1 protein-coding gene is annotated in these 3,702 nt (G+C 52.7%); it reads left to right on the top strand.

The genetic code is table 11. From position 1 onward, the window contains the following. The coding region (locus tag ACO0LG_RS29460; RefSeq protein ID WP_423032162.1) for a beta strand repeat-containing protein at nt 1–3,702 on the top strand (3,702 nt) is incomplete at both ends.

The raw sequence follows: 3,702 nt of genomic DNA, 5'->3' as shown, positions 1-3,702 counted from the left end.
TACTTCAACCGTCCTGCAGACCCAAATGGTCTGGCCTACTGGATGGCACAAGGTTTCACCCTGAACCAAATCGCCGACAGCTTCTCCAAACAAGCAGAATACGCCACAGTGTATGCTGGTAAAACGACAGAAGACACCGTCAACACCATCTACAACAACCTGTTCGGCCACAAAGCCGACGTAGCCGGTCTCAACTACTGGACAGGCCAACTGCTCAACGGCAAAGTCACCCTCGGTCAAGCCGCTCTGGCCATCCTCGGTGGTGCTACCGGTGCAGACAAAGTTGCCGTTGACTCCAAAGTTGCCGCAGCGACTTCCTTCACCACAGCCATCGACACCAACGAAGAAGTTGTTGCCTACTCCCTGCCAAGCAACACAGCCCTGGCCAAAGACTGGCTCAGCAAAGTAGTTGATTCCGCCACACAAGCATCCCAAATTGCTACTCAAGATGCAGTCCTCACCTCCATCGTCAACGGTGGCGGCGTCAAAGACTTCACACTCACAAGCAGCACAGACATCGCCACAGCAGAGAACTTCACAGCCGGTCTGGTGTACACACCAAACGGTGGTTCCCGTGTTAACGCCCTGCAAGACGAAGACGTCCTGACAGGCTCCAACACATCCGCCACAGCCAACAACAAATTGACAGCCACACTGGGTAACTCCAATGACAACGGCGCGCCAATCATCACCCCATCACTGAAGAATATCCAGACAGCAACGTTCACGTTCACTGGCTCCGCTGATGCGCAAAACGTCAACAACAACGCCGTTGTTGCTGTCGATTTGCAAGATGCAACTGGCCTCAAAAACGTTGGTATCAACCGTATTGCCTCTACAGCAGGTACAAACACAGCCCGTATCGAAAACATCAAGTCCGTTCTCGACACCATGTCCCTGACAAGCACCAACGCCAACAACGCTGGTACAGTTGAATTCTCCTTCGGCAACGGCACACTGCTCGGCGCCAACGTAGGTACACTCAACCTGTCCGACGTCCAGGTAGGTACCGTCAACATTGGTCAAAACGTGTCCGGCACATCCGCTGCAGGCGTTGCCAACCAAGGTTACGAAACACTGACCATCAACAGCACAGGCAATGTCAACAACATCGGCACACTGAACCTGCCAATGGACACAGGCACAGCAGGCAAAGTCATCATCACTGGCGACAAAGACCTCACACTGGCCCAAGTGCAAAACGTCGTCAACCCACAAGTTGGCACCATTGAATCCGTCAACTACACTGGTGGTATCCTCCAGGCAGCAGGCCGTTTGTCCGCCATTGATGCATCCGCATTCAAAGGCAACCTGACACTCAACCTCGGCAATGGCATCTTCACCACAGGCAAGGCAGATACATCTGGCCAACTGCAAAATGTGACAGTCACAGGCGGTTCCGGTAACGACACATTCTACCTCGCTGACACCATCCAGACTGGCGACAGCCTGACAGGTGGCGACGGTACAGATACACTGATCATCGTCAACGGCGGCAACATCACAGCTGGCGCAACAGGTTCCTCTATCGTTACTAAAGTAGAAGCCCTGCAAGTGTTGTTGAACAATGCCTCCTCCTCAGTAGACTTCACCAAACTGCCAGACGTCACAGGCGTATTGGTTCGCAACGTCTCCAACACAGTAGGCGCACCAAACAACACACCAACAGCTGGTACAGACGTGTTCACACTGAACAATCTGAACGTTGCCCAAGCGACAGCCATCACCATCAAACACGGTGACACCAACTCCAATGCGATCGGCCAAGCCACAATCAGCGCCAATCTGACAACAGACACAGGTGCAAGCGACACAGTCGGCGTAACGATTTCTGACGGTTTGAACACAGACCCACGTTTCAACTTCGCACTCAACACAAACAATGTTGAAAACGTCACCATCATTGATGCTGATACAGAAAGCAACACAGTTTCCCTGCAAAGCGTAGCAGCCCACACAGGTACCATCACTATCGGCACAGCCGCTGGTGTAGGTGCCACGGGTACATTCATCAACTTTGATACCAACACGACAACAGCAGTTGGCACAGTTGGTCTGGGCGGCATCAGCCAGCTCGACACATCCGGCCTGTCAGTTGACGCCCTCAAAGGTATCGCCGATCTGTCCCTCAATGCTGGTCAAGTCAAACTGGTTGCAGCCACTATCGACGCATCTGCCGAATTGTCCAACGTGACTGTGCGCGTATCTACAAGCGCTGCAGCCAACGGTGCACAAAACATCAAGATGGGTGCTGGTAACGACACAGTGATCTTCGATAACATCAAAGACACACGCGCTGGCCTGACGATCTCCGACACAGTCGTTGGTGGCGCTGGTACAGGCGATACACTCGTGATCGACGGCGATCTGACAGGTGCAGCACTGGGCGACACAATCGCTCTGGGCGCGTCTGAATGGACCAACGTTTCCGGTTTCGAAACAATCCGCCTGGTGGGTACTTCCAACAACGCCGGTGTTGTCGGTGCGGGTAACTACCGTTTGACATTGACAGACAACCTCATCGCTGCCAACAACAACGCAGGTGTTCTGGCCATCGTCAATGACAACGATACAGGCAACAACGCTGCCAACTCCGCTGATCTGACTGCTGGTACAGCAACAGAAAGCGCAGTCGTCATCGACGCCCGTACACTGAGCTCCACAAGCCGCTTCAGCTACAAAGGCGAAGAAGGTGCTTCCCGTACAGCCGACCGTATCATCTTCACAGATGCCAACTTCAATGGCTCCCACGCTATTGACGGTGGTGCAGTTGATACAATCACGACCAACAACACCCAAAAGAACGAAGACGTTATCGAACTGCGTAATGCAACAAACGCCTCCATCGGTGACTTCAACGGTATCAAAAACATCGGTACTATCGAACTGACCAATGACACAGCCATTACACAAGTGTCCCAAGTCCAGTTGAACGATACCATCGTTGATGCATTGGTTGACAGCTTCCAGGCTGCGAACACAACAAACCACGTAGAACGTCTGACTATCCGTGCCATCGACAACACCAACGTTGCTAACGCAACAGTCGGCGTTTCCATCGATGCAGGCGCATTGACAGCACAATCTGCGCTGGACATCGCTCTGGCCCGTGGTGCCAACTTCCTGCAACTCGGCGCTGGTACAGACCGCGTAGTATTGCTGGGTAACTATGTTGCTGGTACCTACACAACAGACGCGATCACAGGCCTGAACCTGAATGCACAATCCACAGCAACAGCCGTTGCCCGCGTTGTGACAGACACGATCAACCTGGGTGGCGGTAACGATACACTGGTCACTTACGGTGCGATCAACCTGGCTGGTGCACAATTGTCTGGTATTGAAAACATCACAGCAAACTCTGCTGTTGTGATCACTGCTTCTCAATATGCTGCAATCGTTGCTGCCCGTGCTGCTCTGTCCCTGACAGGCCCAGCATTGACATTCACAGGCAATGTTCCACATCAACTGACGATCGTTGATGACATCGCTGGCGCAAACAACATCGATCTGTCTTTGATCTCTGTCACTTCCGGTACTTTGGTGATTGACACAACGTCTTCTTCCAATGCAACTGGTGGTAACGTCAACAACACTACAGTCAGCAATGCTGTAACAGTGTCTGGCGGCGCAACAGTAACAACAGGTGTTGTTGGTACATCCCCAATCAACGGTGGCGGTTCTGCTTTGTCTCCAACAGCA

It is taken from the genome of Undibacterium sp. Ji42W (genome assembly GCF_049340405.1).
Lineage (GTDB): Bacteria > Pseudomonadota > Gammaproteobacteria > Burkholderiales > Burkholderiaceae_D > Undibacterium.
Note: the sequence above shows the minus strand (reverse complement) of the source record. Positions and strands in the feature narration are given on the sequence as shown.